The organism is Micromonospora sp. NPDC049836, assembly GCF_044465125.1.
Classification (GTDB): domain Bacteria; phylum Actinomycetota; class Actinomycetes; order Mycobacteriales; family Micromonosporaceae; genus Micromonospora.
The window spans coordinates 423,239-439,955 of record NZ_JBITLH010000001.1 but is presented as its reverse complement, the minus strand read 5'-3'; the positions used below and the strand labels follow the sequence as shown (position 1 = coordinate 439,955).

The window sequence follows — 16,717 nt, the reverse complement described above, 5'->3', positions numbered from 1 at the left end:
GCGTCGGTCATCGGGTCGCCGCCTTCGTGGCCGGGGTCAGCTCGATGACCCGGCCGTCCTCCACCCGCAGGATCCGGTCGGCGTCCGCCAGCAGCGCGGGCCGGTGCGCGACCAGCAGCGCGGTACGTCCGGCGACCAGCCGCCGGGTGGCGGCCAGCACCACCGCCTCGCTGGCGGTGTCCAGCCGGGCGGTCGGCTCGTCGAGGAGCACCAGCGGGGCGTCCCGGAGGAACGCCCGGGCCAGCGCCACCCGCTGCCGCTGCCCGCTGGAGAGCCCGTGGCCGCGCTCGCCGAGCAGGGTGGCCAGCCCGTCGGGCAGGGCGGTGACCACCTCGTCGAGCGCGGCGTCGGTGACCGCCCGGGCGAGCACCGGCTCAGGGGCGTCCGGCGCGCCGAGGCGGATGTTGTCGGCGAGCGAGCCGGCGAAGAGGTGGGCCCGTTGCGGTACCCAGGCCAGCTGCCGCCGCCAGTCGTCGGGGTCCACTCCGGCGAGGTCCACGCCGTCGACGGTGACCCGGCCGGCGGTCGGGGTGACGAAGCCGAGCAGCAGGTTGAGCAGGGTGGTCTTGCCGGCCCCGCTGGGCCCGATGACGGCGATCCGCTCGCCGGGCCGGATGGTGAGGGTGACGTCCCGGAGCGCGGTGGTCCGCTCGTACGCGACGGTGACGCCCTCGAAGCGGATCTCGCCGCGGCCGTCGGGAGCCGGGCGAAGGGTGCCGGCGGGTGCGGCGTCCGCCGGGGGCGCCGAGAGGGTGAGCGCCTCGTCCAGCGCGGTGAGCCCTTCCATGCTGGCGTGGAACCGGCTGCCGGCCGCCCGCAGCGGCAGGTACGCCTCGGGGGTGAGCAGCAGCACCAGCAGCGCGGTGGACAGGGTGAGCCCGCCGCCGAGCAGGCGGATGCCGACCGGCACCGCGACCAGCGCCACGGAGAGGGTGGCGACGAGTTCGAGCACCAGCGCGGAGAGGAAGGCGATCCGGAGCGTCCGCATGGTCGCCTGTCGGTGCCCGTCGGCCATCCGGCGGACCACGTCGACCTGGGCCCGGGCCCGGCCGAACGCGCGCAGCGTGGGCAGCCCGGCCACCATGTCGAGGAAGTGCCCGCCGAGCAGCGACAGCCGGCGCCACTGCCGTTCGGTGGCGGCCTGGGCCTGCCAGCCGAGCAGCGCGCCGAAGACCGGGATCAGCGGGATGGTCAGCGCGATGATCAGCGCCGAGCTCCAGTCGGCGAGCACGATCCGGGCCAGCACCGCGAGCGGCACGGTGACGCTCAGCACGAGCTGCGGGAGGTAGCCGGTGAAGTACGGGTCGAGCGCGTCCAGGCCGCGCCCGGTCAGCGTGGCGAGCTGGCCGGCCCGCTGGCCGGCGACCCAGGTGGGGCCGTGCCGGCCGACCGCGCGGAGCAGGTCGGCGCGGAGCGCCGCCTTGACGGTGGCCGCGGCCCGGGCCGCCACCGTGCCCTGCCCCCAGCTGACCAGCGCCCGCGCGGCGACCGCCGCCACGAAACCGGCCAGCGCCGTGCGGTGCAGCCGCCCGTCGATCGCCGTGGCCAGCAGCGTGGCCAGCGCGGTGGCCTGCGCGACCACGAGCAGCGCGGTGAGCCCGCCCAGCACCGCGAGCACGGCGAGATCGCGCCGGGCCGCGGGGACCCGGCGCAGCACACGCGGGTCGAACGGGCGGCGGTTCACCAGTACACCGGTGCCCTGCCGTCGGTCCGTCCCCGGAACACCCACCAGCACATCGCCTGAAAGCCTAGTAGGGCCGGCACGAGCGGCAGCGCGAGCCAGCCCAGCAGTGACAGGGTCGGTCCGCTCGCCGCCGCGTCGGCGACGGTGAGCGAGGCGGCCGGGTCGACCGTGGAGACCAGCACTCGGGGCCAGAGCGCCGCGCCGACCAGCGCCACCGGCAGGGCCAGTGCGGCGCTGGTCGCCGCGAAGGCCACCCCGGCCCGGCCCCGGCCCAGCGCCGCGCGGGCCACCAGCAGCGCGGCGACCAGCGCCACCAGCAGGAGTACGGCGACCGCCGGTCGCGCCACGGCGGCGCGTACCCGGTCGGAGAGCAGGCCCAGGACGGCGGCCGTGCCGACCGCGGCGAGCGCCACCGGGATCAGCCGGCGGGCGAGCCGGCCGACCGCCGGGGCGTCGGCGGCCGGCAGGCGGAGGGTGAGGAAGGTCGCACCCTGCACGGCGACCAGCGCCAGCACCGCCAGCCCGGCGGCGGCCACGAACGGGGTGAGCACGTGACCCACCCCGGTGACGTGGCCGGATGCCGTCCGTGGCACGCCCTGCAGCAGGCCGCCGAGCAGGGCGCCCCAGCCGAGCGCGGCGAGGGCGCTGCCGGCCACCACCACCCGGTCCCAGCCGGCGCGGGCCGCCTGCGCGTGGGGCCGGCTGCGCAGTTGCACGCCGGCGGTCACCAGCACCACCCCGGCCAGCGCGCCGAGCACGACCGGATAGAAGCCGGAGAGGAGTTCGCCCTCCAGGATCGGGAAGGCGCCGAAGAGGATGCCGACGGCGGCCACCAGCCACACCTCGTTGCCGAGGAAGAACGGCCCGACGGCGTTCAGCACGGCCCGGCTCGACGCGTCCGCCGCCCGGCCGTCGTCCGGCGGGGCGGGCCGCCGGGCGAGCAGCAGGCCGACACCGTAGTCGTAGCCGCCGAGGACGAGGTAGGTGGCGAAGAAGAGGCCGAGCAGGGCGTACCAGGCGAGTTCCACGGCGGGCTCCCTCAGGCGAACACGGGGTGGGGACGGGCGTCGGTGTCGGGCGCGGGCGGGCGGCCGAGCGCCGGGTCGGCGGCGCCCCGGGCGGCGTGCCGGGCCAGCAGGGTCCAGTTGGTGACCGCGAGGGCGCCGAGCAGCAGGGTGAAGCCGATCAGCGAGGTGAGCATCAGTCCGCTGCTCACCGGCGAGACGGCCTGATCGGTCGGCAGCAACCCGTACGCCACCCAGGGCTGGCGGCCGACCTCGCGGGCGAGCCAGCCGAGGAGCACCGCCGCGAAGGGCAGCGGCAGGGCGAGCAGCAGCAGCCAGAGCGGGAACTTCAGCCGGATGATCCAGTCCCGCCAGAGCAGCGGCAGCAGCAGCCAGACGCAGCCCAGGGTGAAACCGATCAGGATCATGAAGCCGAGCCCGACGTTGGAGAGCACCGGCGGGGTGTAGTCGCCGGGCCCGAACCGGGCCGTCCACTCGGTGACCAGCGCGTCCCGGTCCGCGCCGCCGCCGAACTTGGTGGGCTGGAGGGTCCCGACCGGGCCGAACTGGGCGAAGCCGAAGCCCTGGAGGGTGGGCACGGCGAGCGCCATGGTGATCAGGCCGAGCCGCAGCGAGGTGCGGAAGAGCAGGAAGTCCGGGGTGCGCCGGAGCAGGTGCCAGGCGCTGACCGCGGCCATCAGCGTGCCCCCGGTGACCAGGGCCGCCATCACCACGTGCCCGAACGCGTAGGTGAGCGTCGGGTTGGTGAGCAGCGCGCCGAAGTCGGTGAGGTGGGCGACGCCGTCGCGGACCTCGTAGCCGACCGGGTGCTGGAGCCAGGCGTTGGCCACCATGATCCAGTACGCCGAGGCGTACGCGGTGATCGCGACGCCCCAGAGCAGGGCGAGGTGGACGCCCCGGCGCAGCCGGTGCCAGCCGAAGATCCACATGCCGAGGAACGTGGACTCCAGGAAGAACGCGACCAGCGTCTCGATGGCCAGCGGCGCGCCGAAGACGTTGCCCACGTACCGCGACAGGCCGCTCCAGTTCAGCCCGAACTGGAACTCCATCACGATGCCGGTGGCGATCCCGAGCACGTAGTTGATCACGTAGAGCTGGCCCCAGAACCGGGTCAGCCGCTCGTACACCGGTTTGCCGGTGATGAACCCGGCGGTCTGCAACCCGACCAGGAGGGTGACCAGCCCGAGGGTGACCACCACGAAGAGGAAGTGGATCGAGGTGGTGGTGGCGAACTGCAGGCGGGCGAGGAGCAGGGAATCCATGGCCGTCCTCCCACGGGTTGACTCGCTTGTCATAGCGAGACTACACGTAGGCTCACTACCTATGACGGCGGGAGGGACCGCCGGCCCGGCTGCCCGCCGGTCAGCTCAGGAACAGGGAGATCGGCAGCGCGACCAGCAGGGTCGCGACGGAGAGCGCGGTGGTGCCGAGCACGCGCGGCGGCCGGTCGGCCACCATGAGCCGCTGCACCCGGACGTCCAGGTCGCGGTCCCCGACGCCGAGCGCGCCGGCCGGGGTGACCCGGTGCCCGGCGGCGGCGAACCGCCGCAGCGCCCCGGCCAGGGGCTCATCGGCGTGCAGCTCACGGGCCTTGTCGTCGGCGCGCATCTCGACCAGCAGGGCCACCCGCTCGTGCGCGTCGCGGACCCAGCGGAACCAGGGCAGCGCGCGACAGAGCGCGGTGAACGGCAGCAGCACCAGATCGTGCCGCTCCTGCGCGTGGGCCCGCTCGTGGGTGAGCACCGCCGCCAGTTCGGCCCGGTCGAGCAGGCTGAGCGTGCCGGCGCTGACCACCACCCGGGGCTTCACCCCGGGCAGGCAGTACGCGGCCGCGCTCGGGTGGTCGAGCACCAGCGCCCCGGGGACCGTCGGGTCCCGGCGGGCCACCAGGCTGAGCAGCTCGCGGTGCCGGCGCTGGGCCCGCACGGTGCCGTGGATGCTGCGGACGGTCGTGGTGAGCAGCACCGCGCCGATGCCGAAGCCGACCCCGACCAGACCCAGGTGCGGCACGCCCAGCCCGGCCGGGAGGGTGCTGTGGGCCAGGTCGTCGGCGAGGGCCAGCAGCGCGCTGCCGGTCGGCAGGTCGTACGCGGCCAGGCCGAGCGCCATGGGCAGCCCCATGGCGGAGAGCCCGAGCGCCAACCCGACCGCCTGCCAGCAGACGATCGCCACCCGCGGGGCCTGCCAGGTCCACCGCGCGGTGGCCAGGACCTGCGCGGTCAGCCAGCAGGCCAGGATGGTCGCGGCGAAGTGCAGGGCGTACGCCACGGCAGCCGCCCTACCGGTCCGTCGCCTCGTCGAGCGCCGGGCCACCGGCCCGGGGGTCCTCGACCCGGTCGGTCAGCTCGGCGCCGGTCCCGCCCGCCTCGGCGCCGAGCGCGGCGCGCAGCACCTCCGCCTCGGTGCCGGTCACCGAGCGGGCGAAGCGCACCAGCGCGGCGTCCCGGCTGCCGCCGAGGTCGAGCGCGTCGAGCATGAGCTGGGCGATGTGCGCCTCGCGGGTGGCCGCCGGCCGGTAGCGCCAGGCCCGCCCCTCGCGTTGCCGCTGCACCATGCCCTTGCCGGCGAGCCGGTCGAGCACGGTCATCACCGTCGTGTACGCCAGTTCCCGCCCGTCCAGGGCGTCGGCGACCTCGCGGACGGTCACGCCGTCCGACGCGGCGGGCACCGTGTCCCACAGCACGTCCATCACCGCACGTTCGAGATCACCAAGCCGAGTCACCCGGCAATCCTACCCCGCGTAGTAGAACCCCCCACGCCAGCAGTCCGCACCACGCTGGGCAGCACCACCAAGGTCAACCCCCACCCCGCTGACCGACCACCCCACGCTGGGCAGCACCACCAAGGTCAACCCCCACCGACGGACGGTGCCCACCGAGGGTTTCCGGGGGAGCCCGCCCACGCAGGGATCAAGCCTGACCGCCCGGAGTGGGCGGGCTCCCCCGGAAACCCCGACAGCGAGTGTCAGATCCCCTTCGGATGCCACACCGTCTTCGTCTCCAGCAGCACCGTCATCCGCGTCACCCCCGGATCCGCGAACCAGTCGTGGTCGGCCGGCGCCGGCCGGAGCACCCGCTTCAGGTTCTCCGCGGCCCTGACCTCCAGGTCGGCCGCCAGCTCGGCGTCGGCGACCCCGGTCAGGTCGATGGCGTTGACGTCCATGTGCGCGGCCAGCGTGGGTACGGTCTCGCTGATCCGCCCGGTGAGGATGTTGACTACCCCGCCCGGCAGGTCGGAGGTGGCCAGCACCTCGGCCAGGGTCACCGCGGCCAGCGGCGCGTCCGGCGAGGCGGCCACCACCACGGTGTTGCCGGTGACGATCGCCGGGGCGATCACGCTGACCAGCCCGAGCAGCGCGGGCGCCGCGGGGGCCACCACGGCCACCACGCCGGTCGGCTCCGGCGCGGAGAGGTTGAAGTACGGGCCGGCCACCGGGTTCGCGCCGCCGTACACCTGGGGGAGCTTGTCCGCCCAGCCGGCGTACCAGACCCAGCGGTCGATCGCCGCGTCGACCTCGTCGGCCGGGGCGCCGAGCGCGACGAACTGCTCGCGGCGGCCCTCCAGCATCTCGGCGACCCGGTAGAGGATCTGACCCCGGTTGTACGCGGTCGCCCCGGCCCAGCCCTTCACCGCGGCCCGGGCGGCGACCACGGCGTCCCGCGCGTCCTTGCGGGAGGCCAGCGACACGTTGGAGTCCTGCACGATGTACGACCGTCCCGACTCGCTGCGCGGGAACTTCCCGCCGATGTAGAGCTTGTACGTCTTGCGTACCGCGACCCGCTCAGACATTGAGGTACGCCTCCAGCCCGTGCCGGCCGCCCTCGCGACCGTAGCCCGACTCCTTGTAGCCGCCGAACGGCGAGGTGGGGTCGAACTTGTTGAACGTGTTGGCCCAGACCACGCCGGCGCGCAGCCGGTCGGCCGTCCAGAGGATCCGGGAGCCCTTGTCGGTCCAGATCCCGGCCGACAGCCCGTACGGCGTGTTGTTGGCCTTCTCCACGGCCTCGGCCGGGGTGCGGAAGGTCAGCACGGAGAGCACCGGGCCGAAGATCTCCTCGCGGGCGATCCGGTGCGCCTGGGTGACCCCGGTGAAGATGGTCGGTGCGAACCAGAAGCCGCGGTCCGGCAGCTCGCACGGCGGCGACCAGCGCTCGGCGCCCTCGGCGGCGCCGGCCTCGGAGAGCTCCCGGATGCGGGTCAGCTGGGCGGCCGAGTTGATCGCGCCGATGTCGGTGTTCTTGTCCAGCGGGTCGCCGACCCGCAGCTGGGCCATCCGCCGCTTCAGCGACTCCAGCACCCGCTCGGCGACCGACTCCTGGACCAGCAGCCGGGAGCCGGCGCAGCAGACGTGCCCCTGGTTGAAGAAGATGCCGTTGACGATGCCCTCGACGGCCTGGTCGATCGGGGCGTCGTCGAAGACGATGTTGGCGGCCTTGCCGCCCAGCTCCAGGGTGAGCTTCTTGCGGGTGCCGGCGACCGCGCGGGCGATGGCCTTGCCGACCTCGGTCGAGCCGGTGAAGGCGACCTTGTCCACGCCCGGGTGCTCGACCAGCGCGCGGCCCGTGTCGCCGGCGCCGGTGACGATGTTGACCACGCCGGCCGGCAGTTCGGCCTGCTGGCAGATCTCGGCGAAGAGCAGCGCGGTCAGCGGGGTGGTCTCGGCCGGCTTGAGTACCACCGTGTTGCCGGCCGCGAGCGCCGGGGCGATCTTCCAGGCCAGCATGAGTAGCGGGAAGTTCCACGGGATGACCTGCGCGGCCACGCCGAGCGGCCGCGGATCGGCACCGAAGCCCGCGTGGGAGAGCTTGTCGGCCCAGCCGGCGTAGTAGAAGAAGTGCGCGGCGACCAGCGGCACGTCGACGTCGCGGGACTCCTTGATCGGCTTGCCGTTGTCCAGCGACTCCAGCACGGCCAGCTCGCGGGAGCGCTCCTGGATGATCCGGGCGATCCGGAACAGGTACTTGGCCCGGTCCCGGCCCGGCATCGGGCCCCACACCTTCTCGTACGCCTGGCGCGCGGCGCGGACCGCCCGGTCCACGTCCGCCTCGCCGGCCTCGGCGATCTCGGCGAGGACCTCCTCGGAGGCCGGGTTGATCGACTTGAAGCTGCCCCCGTCGACCGGGTCGACGAACGTGCCGTCGACGAAGAGCCCGTAGGAGGGCTTGATGTCCACCACCGAGCGCGACTCGGGGGCGGGTGCGTATTCGAACATCACGTTCAGTCCAGGGTGAAGTAGTCGGGACCGGCGTAGACGCCGGTCGTCAGCTTGGTGCGCTGCATGAGCAGGTCGTTGAGGAGGCTGGACGCGCCGAACCGGAACCAGTCCGGGTCCAGCCAGTCCGGGCCCACGGTCTCGTTGACCATGACCAGGTACTTGATCGCGTCCTTGGTGGTCTTGATGCCGCCGGCCGGCTTCACGCCGACCTGCCGGCCGGTCGCGGCCCGGAAGTCGCGGACCGCCTCCAGCATCACCAGGGACACCGGCATGGTGGCCGCGATCGGCACCTTGCCGGTGGAGGTCTTGATGAAGTCGCCGCCGGCCAGCATGGCCAGCCAGGAGGCCCGCCGCACGTTGTCGTAGGTGGCCAGCTCGCCGGTCTCCAGGATCACCTTGAGGTGCGCGTCCCCGCAGGCCTCCTTGGTGGCGACGATCTCGTCGTACACCTCCTGGTAGCGGCCGGCCAGGAACGCGCCCCGGTTGATCACCATGTCGATCTCGTCGGCGCCGGCCGCGACCGCGGCCCGGGTGTCGGCGAGCTTGACGTCCAGGGGGGCCTGGCCGGACGGGAAGGCGGTCGCCACGCTGGCCAGGTGGACGGCGCTGCCGCGCAGCACCTCGGCGACGTACGGGACCATGGCGGGATAGACGCAGACCGCGCCGACGTGCGGGCAGGACGGGTCCGCCGGGTCGGGGCGGAGCGCCTTGGCGGCCAGTGCGCGCACCTTGCCGGGGGTGTCGGCGCCTTCGAGGGTGGTCAGGTCGACCATCCGGATCGCCAGGTCGATGGCCTGGGCCTTCGCGGTGGTCTTGATGGAGCGGGTGCCGAGTTGCGCCGCCCGCTGCTCCGCGCCGACCTGGTCCACGCCGGGCAGGCCGTGCAGGAAGGTCCGCAGAGCGGTCTCGGATCGTCCCAGCTCGGAGAGGTCCGACCGGGCCGACGTCGCTGTCGCCGTCATGCCCCGAATACTACGCACCGGCGCGCCCTGTGATCTTGGTCACGAGCGGGCTCCGGTGGTGAGCGGCGTCGCTGCTCGACCGGCACCCGTACGCCGGCCCGCCGCCGGGCGGTAGGTTGAGCGATCGTGGACGTACACGTCATTGACCACCCGCTCGCCCAGTCGCGGCTGACCGCCATGCGGGACGCCCGGACCGACTCGGCGTCGTTCCGGGCCGCGCTGCACGAACTCACCACCATGCTGGTGTACGAGGCGGCGCGCTCGTTCCCGGTCGAGAGGTACCCGATCCAGACTCCGGTCACCGCCACCGAGGGCACCCGGCTGGCGAACCCGCCGCTGCTGGTGCCGGTGCTGCGGGCCGGCCTCGGCATGACCGACGCCGCGCTCAACCTGCTGCCCGAGTCGTCGATGGGCTTCGTCGGCCTGGCCCGCGACGAGGAGACGTACGAGCCGCGCGCGTACCTGGAGTCCCTGCCCCGCGACCTCAGCGGCCTGCCGGTGCTGGTGCTCGAGCCGATGGTGGCCACCGGCGGCTCGCTGGAGCACTCCTGCCGGCTGCTCGCCGACCGGGGCTGCACCGACATCACCGTGCTCTGCGTGCTGGTGGCACCCGTCGCCATCGAACGGCTGGAGCGCTCCGGCCTGCCGCTGCGCCTGGTGACGGCGAGCATCGACCAGGGCCTCAACGACCGGATGTTCATCGTCCCCGGCCTCGGCGACGCCGGCGACCGCCAGTTCGGCGGCATGCCCCGCTTCTGACCACAGCGCCGTCGATCATGGAGTTGTGGCAGCGGACAAGTGCGGCTGATCGCCCGCAATCCGGCGCCACTGCTCCATGATCGACGCGCGGCGAGCGCGTTGGCTCCCCCGGCGAGCGGGGAGGCGCTAGCGTCTCGGGCCATGACTGGTGTTGCGCTCGCCGAAGAGCTGCTGCTCCTCGCCTACGACGACGAAACCGGCAAGGCGACCATGCCCCGGATCAGCCTGGACCTCGGGATGGCCGCCGCGGTGCTGGTCGAGCTGGCCCTGGCCGGCCGGATCGCGTACGCCGACGGGAACCTGGCGGTGATCGATTCCACCCCGACCGGCGAGCCGGTCGCCGACGACGTCCTGGCCAGGATGGCCGCCGACACCCCGCACAGCCCGTCCTCCTGGGTGCAGCGGCTGCGGCACGGCCTGCGCGACCGGATCCTCGGCGACCTGTGCGGCCGGGGCGTGGTCCGGGACGTCGACGAGACCGAGCTGGGCTTCATCCACGTGCACCGCTACCCGGTCGCCGACGCCTCGGTGGAGGCCGACATCCGGCAGCGGCTGGCCGCGGCGCTGACCAGCGGGCAACTCCCCGACGAGCGGACCGCCGCGCTCGCCACGCTGGTGGCGGTGCTGCGGATGGAACCGGCCCTCCGGCTCAGCGGCAGCGCCGCCGACGAGGCCGGCAAGCGGCTGGCGGAGATCGCCACCGGCGCCGGCTTCTCCGGCACCGTGAGCCTGGACGACTCCGTGGTCCGCCCCTCGATCAGCCTGGTCATCGCCGCCCTCGGCCAGGCCGTCGACGCCGCCCTCGGCAAACGCCGGGGCGAGGACTGATCCGGCTTCCGGCCGGCGACAGTCCCGGGACCCCACGCCACCCGGCCGGCGACAGCGCCGGGGCCTCGCGTCACCCGGCCGGCGACAGCGCCGGGGCCCCGCGCCACCCGGCGGGTGCGGCGGGGCCCGGCCGCGCCTACTGGCCGAGGGCGGCGGCGATCTCGGTGCGCAGGGTGGCGATCGACTGCCGGGCGCGGGCCCGGGCGGCCGGGACGTCGCCGCCCGCGACCGGCTCCACCACCTCCAGGTACGCCTTGAGCTTCGGCTCGGTGCCGGACGGGCGGATCACCACCCGGGCGGTGTCGGTGCGCAGGATCACCACGTCCGCGCCCGGCAGCAGGTCGACGACCTCGGTCACCGGGTGCCCGAGCAGCGTCTGCGGGGTGGCGGCCCGGACCCGGGCCATCATCTCGGCGATCATCCGCAGGTCCGCCACCCGCACCGAGAGCTGGTCGGTGAGGTGCACCCCGAACTCGGCGGCCAACTCGTCCAGCCGGTCGGTGAGCGTCCGGCCCTGCGCCTTGAGGCCGGCGGCCAGCTCGGCGACGGTCAGCGCGGCGGTGATGCCGTCCTTGTCCCGGACGTGCTCCGGGGCGACGCAGTAGCCGAGCGCCTCCTCGTAGCCGAAGACCAGCGGCGCGGTCCCGCCACCGGCCCGGACGATCCACTTGAACCCGGTCAACGTCTCGTCGTACGGCACGCCCCGCGCCGCGGAGATCGCCCGCAGCAGCGACGACGACACGATGGTGGTGGCGTACAGGCCGGCGACGCCGCGGCGCATCAGGTGGTCGGCGAGGAGCGCGCCCACCTCGTCGCCGCGCAGCATCCGCCAGCCGGCGCCGTCCGGCACGGCCACCGCGCAGCGGTCCGCGTCCGGGTCGTTGGCGATGGCGAGGTCCGCGCCGATCGTGTCGGCCAGCGCCACCAGCCGGTCCACCGCGCCGGGCTCCTCCGGGTTGGGGAAGGCGACGGTCGGGAAGGCCGGGTCCGGCTCGGCCTGCTCGGGCACCACCCCCGGCACCCCGAAGCCGGCCCGGGCGAAGGCGGCGGTGAGCACCGAGGCGCCCACCCCGTGCAGCGGGGTGTACGCCACCTTCAGGTCGCGCGGACCGGTCGGGTCGACCACCGCGGCGGCCCGCTCCACGTACGCGGCGACCAGGTCGTCGCCGAGCACCTCACCGGCCGGGCCCAGCGGCACCCGCGCCAGCGGGCCGACCGCCCGGATGGCCGCCTCGATGCCGGCGTCGGCCGGCGGCACGATCTGCGCGCCCGCGCCCAGTTCCCCGCCGAGCTGCGCGCCCAGGTAGACCTTGTAGCCGTTGTCCTGCGGCGGATTGTGGCTGGCGGTGACCATCACCCCGGCCACCGCGCCGAGCTGCCGCACCGCGAACGCCAGCACCGGGGTGGGCAGCGGGCGGGGCAGCAGCAGCGCCGGGCGGCCCGCGCCGGTGGCCACCTGGGCGGTGCGCTCGGCGAAGGCCCGCGAGCCGTGCCGGGCGTCGTACCCGATGACCAGCGGGCCCTCGCCGCCCTGGGCGGCGAGCCAGCCGACCAGGCCGGCGGCAGCCTGGGTGACCACGGCGAGGTTCATCCCGTTCGGGCCGGCGCGCAGCGGGCCGCGCAGCCCGGCGGTGCCGAAGGTCAGCGGCCCGGCGAACCGGTCGGCCAGCTCGGGTGCGCTGCCCGGTAGCCCGTCGAGGACGGCCCGCAGCTCGTCGCGGCTGGCCGGGTCGGGGTCGTCATCGAGCCACCGCCGGGCCTGTTCGCGAAGTTCGTCAAGTTCCTTGGTATCCGCCGCCATTGCCTCTTGATAGCACGACGGCGGATCACCACGGTCCCGCGCCCTGGCTCAGGCACCCCCGCCGAACTTGAACGAGGTCGCCATCGCCTCGAAGATCGGCCGGCTGGCGGCGAAGTCGGCGTCGTTCGCGGTCAGGTAGAACGAGTAGACCTTGCCGCCCTGGACCACCCCGCGCCACACCCCGTGCCGCTTGGTGTCGCCGTCGCCGCAGGTGTATTCGAACTCGGCCGCCGGCTGGCCGGCCAGCGTGGTCTCGGTCATCGCGAGCTGGTCGTACGGCTTGGCGCAGGACTTGCTCTTCTCGCGCAGGTTGCGCGAGGCGAACTCGGCCCAACTGCTCGAACTGCCGGTCCACTTCTCGGCGAGGATGCGGACCTTGCGACCGTCCTGCCGAGGGTCCACGAAGTCGACGAAGACCCCGCCGGCGTTCCGCTCCCAGCCCTTCGGCACCTGGAGGGTGACGCCCTTGACCGTCTGCTCCTGCATGTCGACCGGCGGTGCGGCCTGCGCCGTCCCGCTGGGCAGCGAGGTCACGATCGGCGGCGGGGCCTTGTCGTCACCACCGGAGAGGGCGATCACGACGACCAGCAGCAGTACGGCCACGCCACCGGCCACCCCGAGCTGGACCTTGCGCGGCCAGCCCTTCACCGTGCCGACCAGCCGGCCGCCGAGGCCCTTCGCCGTGCCGAGCGGGCCACCGGCCGGCGCCGCGGCCGGCGTGGCCCACGGCTGGCCGCTGCCCGGCACCGACCACTGGTTGCCGGCGCCGGGATGCGGCGCGTCCGGCCCGCCGGGCTGGAGCTGCCGGCCGTACACCGGCTGGGTGGCGTCGACGCCGCGGCCGCGACCGTACAGCGGCTGGGTGGCGTCCGGCGGGGCGCCGTGCGGCAACTGCTGGGTGGCGTCGGGCGCGATCCGCTGGGTGGCCTCCGGGAGCCCGCCGGCGGGCAGGGCGCCGGTCGGCGTGTGCAGCGGGCCGGCCAGCGCGTCCGCGTTGGTGTCGTCGAACGCGGTGCCGCCGGCCGCGGCGGCCGGCCCGGGCCGCTCGCCCCGGCGCAGCGCGGCGAGCCGGTCGGTGAGCGACTCACCGGGCGCGATCATGGCCCGGCCGCCGATCTGGCCGCTCGGCTTCGGCTGCGGGGTGGCGACGGGCGGCGGCGCGGCGGGCCGCTGCACCGGCACCACGGCGTACGGGTCGGTGACCGAGTTGACCGCGGTGGCGTTGCTGGTCAGCGGGCCGGCGAGCAGCTCGCGGAGCATGCCGCGGGCGGTGTGCACGTCGAGCCGGCGGGCCGGGTCCTTCTCCAGCAGGCCCATCAGCACCCGGGTCAGCGGGCCGCTGCGCTGCGGGGTGGCCGGCGGGTCCTCGACCACGGCGTGCATGGTCTCGATCGGGTCGCCCTTGTCGAACGGCGGACGCCCCTCGACGGCGGTGTAGAGGGTGACGCCGAGGGAGAAGAGGTCGCTGGGCGGGCCGAAGTCCTGGCCCATCGCCCGCTCGGGCGAGATGAAGTGCGGTGAGCCGAGCACCATGCCGGGGGTGGTGAGCTGGACGTCGGTGGGCATCCGGGCCACCCCGAAGTCGGTCAGCACGCACCGGCCGTCGGCGCAGATCAGCACGTTGGCCGGCTTGACGTCGCGGTGCAGCACGCCGATCGCGTGCGCCACCTCCAGGGCGCCGAGCAGCGCGATGCCGATCTTGGCGACCGCCCGGGGCGCGACCGGCCCGTCCTCGATCACCATGTCGGCCAGGCTGCGCGCGTCCAGCAGCTCCATCACGATCCAGGGGCGGCCACCCTCGGTGACCACGTCGTACACCTGGACCACGGCGGGGTGCTGGATCGCCGCGGCGGCGCGGGCCTCCCGCAGGGTCCGCTCGTACATCGCGTCGCGGTCGCTGGGGGCCAGCCCCGGCGGGAGGACGACCTCCTTGACCGCGACATCGCGGCGCAGCAGCGTGTCGGTGGCACGCCAGACCGTGCCCATGCCGCCGTTGCCCACGGGTGAGCGCAACGAGTAGCGCCCACCGATGGTGGTGCCGGTCGCGGCGCGGCCAGTGGGGGGACTGACTGGTCCGCCGCTCCACGTCGGGATCTGAGTCACAGAAGAGCCACCGGGGGATATCGAGGGGGCTGGGACACAACCCCCCTATATTGCTGGTTCCGGCGGCCGATGCGAAACCCGACGCGGCGGACGTTTACCTACTCGACCGTATGTGGCCAGGTACTCACGTCGGGTCCACGGCCGTCGCGGGCCCGATGTGCGCAATCCCTCATTCATCGATGTGCCGTCGCGTCCTACCATCCGGTGATGAGCGAACGGCGGCAAAGCGAGTCGGGCTTCCCGATCAAGGGCGTGTACACCGCGGCGGACCTGCCCGGGGAGCTGGCGGAGCGGCTCGGTGCCCCCGGCGAGTTCCCGTACACCCGCGGGGTCTACCCGACGATGTACACCTCCCGCCCGTGGACCATGCGGCAGTACGCCGGCTTCGGCACCGCCACCGAGTCCAACGCGCGCTACCACCAGCTGCTGCGCGCCGGCACCATGGGTCTCTCGGTCGCCTTCGACCTGCCCACCCAGATGGGGTACGACTCCGACGACCCGATCGCGCACGGCGAGGTGGGCAAGGTGGGCGTGGCCATCGACTCCCTCGACGACATGCGCACGCTGTTCGGCGGCATCCCGCTGGACCAGGTCTCCACGTCGATGACGATCAACGCGCCGGGCTCGGTGCTGCTGCTGCTCTACCAGCTGGTCGCCGAGGAGTCCGGGGTGCCGGGCTCGGCGCTCAACGGCACCATCCAGAACGACATCCTCAAGGAGTACATCGCCCGGGGGACGTACATCTTCCCGCCGAAGCCCTCGCTGCGGCTGGTCGCGGACACCTTCGCGTACTGCCGCAAGGAGGTGCCGAAGTGGAACACCATCTCCATCTCCGGCTACCACATGGCCGAGGCCGGCGCGTCGCCCGCGCAGGAGATCGCGTTCACCCTGGCCAACGGCGTGGAGTACGTCCGGGCGGCGCTCGCCGCCGGGCTGGCCGTGGACGACTTCGCCCCCCGGCTGTCGTTCTTCTTCGTGGCCCGCACCACGCTGCTGGAGGAGGTCGCCAAGTTCCGCGCGGCCCGGCGGATCTGGGCCCGGCTGATGCGCGACGAGTTCGGGGCGAAGAACCCGAAGTCGATGATGCTGCGGTTCCACACCCAGACCGCGGGCGTGCAGCTCACCGCGCAGCAGCCGGAGGTGAACCTGGTCCGGGTGGCGGTCCAGGGCCTCGGCGCGGTGCTCGGCGGCACCCAGTCGCTGCACACCAACAGCTTCGACGAGGCGATCGCGCTGCCCACCGAGAAGGCGGCCCGGCTGGCCCTGCGGACCCAGCAGGTGCTGGCGTACGAGACGGACCTGACCGCCACCGTCGACCCGTTCGCCGGCTCGTACGTGGTGGAGGCGATGACCGCCGAGATCGAGGCGGCCGCCGACGAGCTGATGCAGCGGGTCTTCGACCACGGGTCGGCGGTGGACGCCATCGAGGCCGGCTTCCAGAAGCGGGAGATCGAGCAGTCCGCGTACCGCATCGCGCAGGAGATCGACTCCGGCGAGCGGGTGGTGGTCGGGCTCAACCGGTTCCAGATCGACGAGGAGGAGCCGTACGAGCCGCTGCGGGTGGACCCGACGATCGAGGCGGCCCAGGCGGAACGGCTGGCGAAGCTGCGCGCCGAGCGGGACTCCGGCGCGGTCGAGCGGGCGCTGGCGGAGCTGCGGGCGGCCGCCGAGGGCGACGCCAACGTGCTCTACCCGATGAAGGAGGCGCTGCGCGCCCGGGCGACCGTCGGCGAGGTCTGCGGCACGCTGCGCGACGTGTGGGGGACGTACCGGCCCAGCGACCGGTTCTGATCCGTCAGCCCGGCGGCCCGGCCGGCACCCACGCGTGCCGGTGCGGGCCGCCGTCGCGTATCCGACCTGGTCAGGCGGGGTTTTTCCGGCGTACAGTCGGTGGTCTCCCGGCGCGCGGGCGAGGGGGCGGTGCGGCCACCGGGCGCGGGCTGCCGGGCGACGCGGCCGGGCCCGTTCGACCCGGCCCAGGGGCAGTGCGGCCCACGCCGGGGCCGGGGTGCGCGGCCGGCGACTCCGGGTGACGGTGTGACGCGGACCCGCCGGGCCCCGAGTGGCCGGCCGGAATGCGGGTAAGTCGTTCGGGTGACCGGGACGGACAGCCTGTCCGGTCGCACTCCGGACCGGGATGTCACCGTCGGGAGCCGCCCGACCGCCGAGCGTTGTCGGGCAATTGTCCGAGCGCCAGTTAATTGTCGCGACTAATGCGACAATTCGGAACGACGGCCCGGGTTTTGGTGACCGCTGAAACGGTTACGCGTTGTAGGAGGTGGGGGGCAGATGACGGCGTTCGACCGCGATCTACCTGCTGTCCCGCAGATTTTCGAGCCC

At 74.0% G+C, this 16,717-nt stretch carries 13 protein-coding genes; 3 read left to right on the top strand and 10 right to left on the bottom strand.

Annotated features, from left to right (window positions below):
- Positions 1-7 precede the first annotated feature (7 nt).
- The 8 genes from cydD to deoC all read right to left on the bottom strand — a co-directional run bounded on the left by cydD (position 8) and on the right by deoC (position 8,886).
- Entirely contained in the window at positions 8-1,684 is a 1,677-nt protein-coding gene (gene cydD / locus ACIBPB_RS02000; RefSeq protein WP_396837767.1) for a thiol reductant ABC exporter subunit CydD, read from the bottom strand.
- Positions 1,681-2,712 (bottom strand): cytochrome d ubiquinol oxidase subunit II, encoded by a 1,032-nt coding sequence (locus ACIBPB_RS01995; protein WP_396837766.1) that lies wholly within the window; start codon positions 2,710-2,712, stop codon positions 1,681-1,683. The genes cydD and ACIBPB_RS01995 overlap by 4 nt, the downstream gene beginning before the upstream one ends.
- Before the next feature lie 11 nt (positions 2,713-2,723).
- A complete protein-coding gene (locus ACIBPB_RS01990) occupies positions 2,724-3,971 on the bottom strand; it encodes a cytochrome ubiquinol oxidase subunit I (RefSeq protein WP_396837765.1) in 1,248 nt (415 codons plus the stop codon).
- A gap of 100 nt (positions 3,972-4,071) precedes the next feature.
- Entirely contained in the window at positions 4,072-4,977 is a 906-nt protein-coding gene (locus ACIBPB_RS01985) for a M56 family metallopeptidase (RefSeq protein WP_396837764.1), read from the bottom strand.
- Positions 4,978-4,987: 10 nt separating this feature from the next.
- Positions 4,988-5,431 (bottom strand): BlaI/MecI/CopY family transcriptional regulator, encoded by a 444-nt coding sequence (locus tag ACIBPB_RS01980; protein WP_046566475.1) that lies wholly within the window; start codon positions 5,429-5,431, stop codon positions 4,988-4,990.
- Positions 5,432-5,673: 242 nt separating this feature from the next.
- Positions 5,674-6,498 (bottom strand): aldehyde dehydrogenase family protein, encoded by an 825-nt coding sequence (locus ACIBPB_RS01975; protein ID WP_396837763.1) that lies wholly within the window; start codon positions 6,496-6,498, stop codon positions 5,674-5,676.
- Positions 6,491-7,921, bottom strand: a complete 1,431-nt coding sequence (locus ACIBPB_RS01970) for an aldehyde dehydrogenase family protein (protein WP_396837762.1) — start codon at positions 7,919-7,921, stop codon at positions 6,491-6,493. The genes ACIBPB_RS01975 and ACIBPB_RS01970 overlap by 8 nt, the downstream gene beginning before the upstream one ends.
- Before the next feature lie 5 nt (positions 7,922-7,926).
- Positions 7,927-8,886, bottom strand: coding sequence for a deoxyribose-phosphate aldolase (gene deoC, locus ACIBPB_RS01965; protein ID WP_357324546.1), 960 nt, complete (start codon positions 8,884-8,886; stop codon positions 7,927-7,929).
- A gap of 126 nt (positions 8,887-9,012) precedes the next feature.
- On the opposite strand from deoC, the gene upp reads away from it, so the two are divergent.
- Together upp and ACIBPB_RS01955 are read left to right on the top strand one after the other, a co-directional pair.
- A complete protein-coding gene (gene upp / locus ACIBPB_RS01960) occupies positions 9,013-9,645 on the top strand; it encodes a uracil phosphoribosyltransferase (protein WP_396837761.1) in 633 nt (210 codons plus the stop codon).
- Between the two features lie 141 nt (positions 9,646-9,786).
- A complete protein-coding gene (locus ACIBPB_RS01955) occupies positions 9,787-10,473 on the top strand; it encodes a GPP34 family phosphoprotein (RefSeq protein WP_396837760.1) in 687 nt (228 codons plus the stop codon).
- Positions 10,474-10,609: 136 nt separating this feature from the next.
- Here ACIBPB_RS01955 and ACIBPB_RS01950 read toward each other — a convergent pair whose 3' ends face one another.
- Complete coding sequence (locus ACIBPB_RS01950) at positions 10,610-12,274, bottom strand: phospho-sugar mutase (RefSeq protein WP_396837759.1); 1,665 nt, start codon at positions 12,272-12,274, stop codon at positions 10,610-10,612.
- A gap of 48 nt (positions 12,275-12,322) precedes the next feature.
- Positions 12,323-14,377: a serine/threonine-protein kinase gene (locus tag ACIBPB_RS01945; protein ID WP_396837758.1), complete on the bottom strand. Its 2,055-nt coding sequence runs from the start codon at positions 14,375-14,377 to the stop codon at positions 12,323-12,325.
- Between the two features lie 207 nt (positions 14,378-14,584).
- Between ACIBPB_RS01945 and ACIBPB_RS01940 the strand changes: the two genes are divergently transcribed.
- Positions 14,585-16,168: a methylmalonyl-CoA mutase gene (locus tag ACIBPB_RS01940; protein WP_396837757.1), complete on the top strand. Its 1,584-nt coding sequence runs from the start codon at positions 14,585-14,587 to the stop codon at positions 16,166-16,168.
- Positions 16,169-16,717 lie beyond the last annotated feature (549 nt).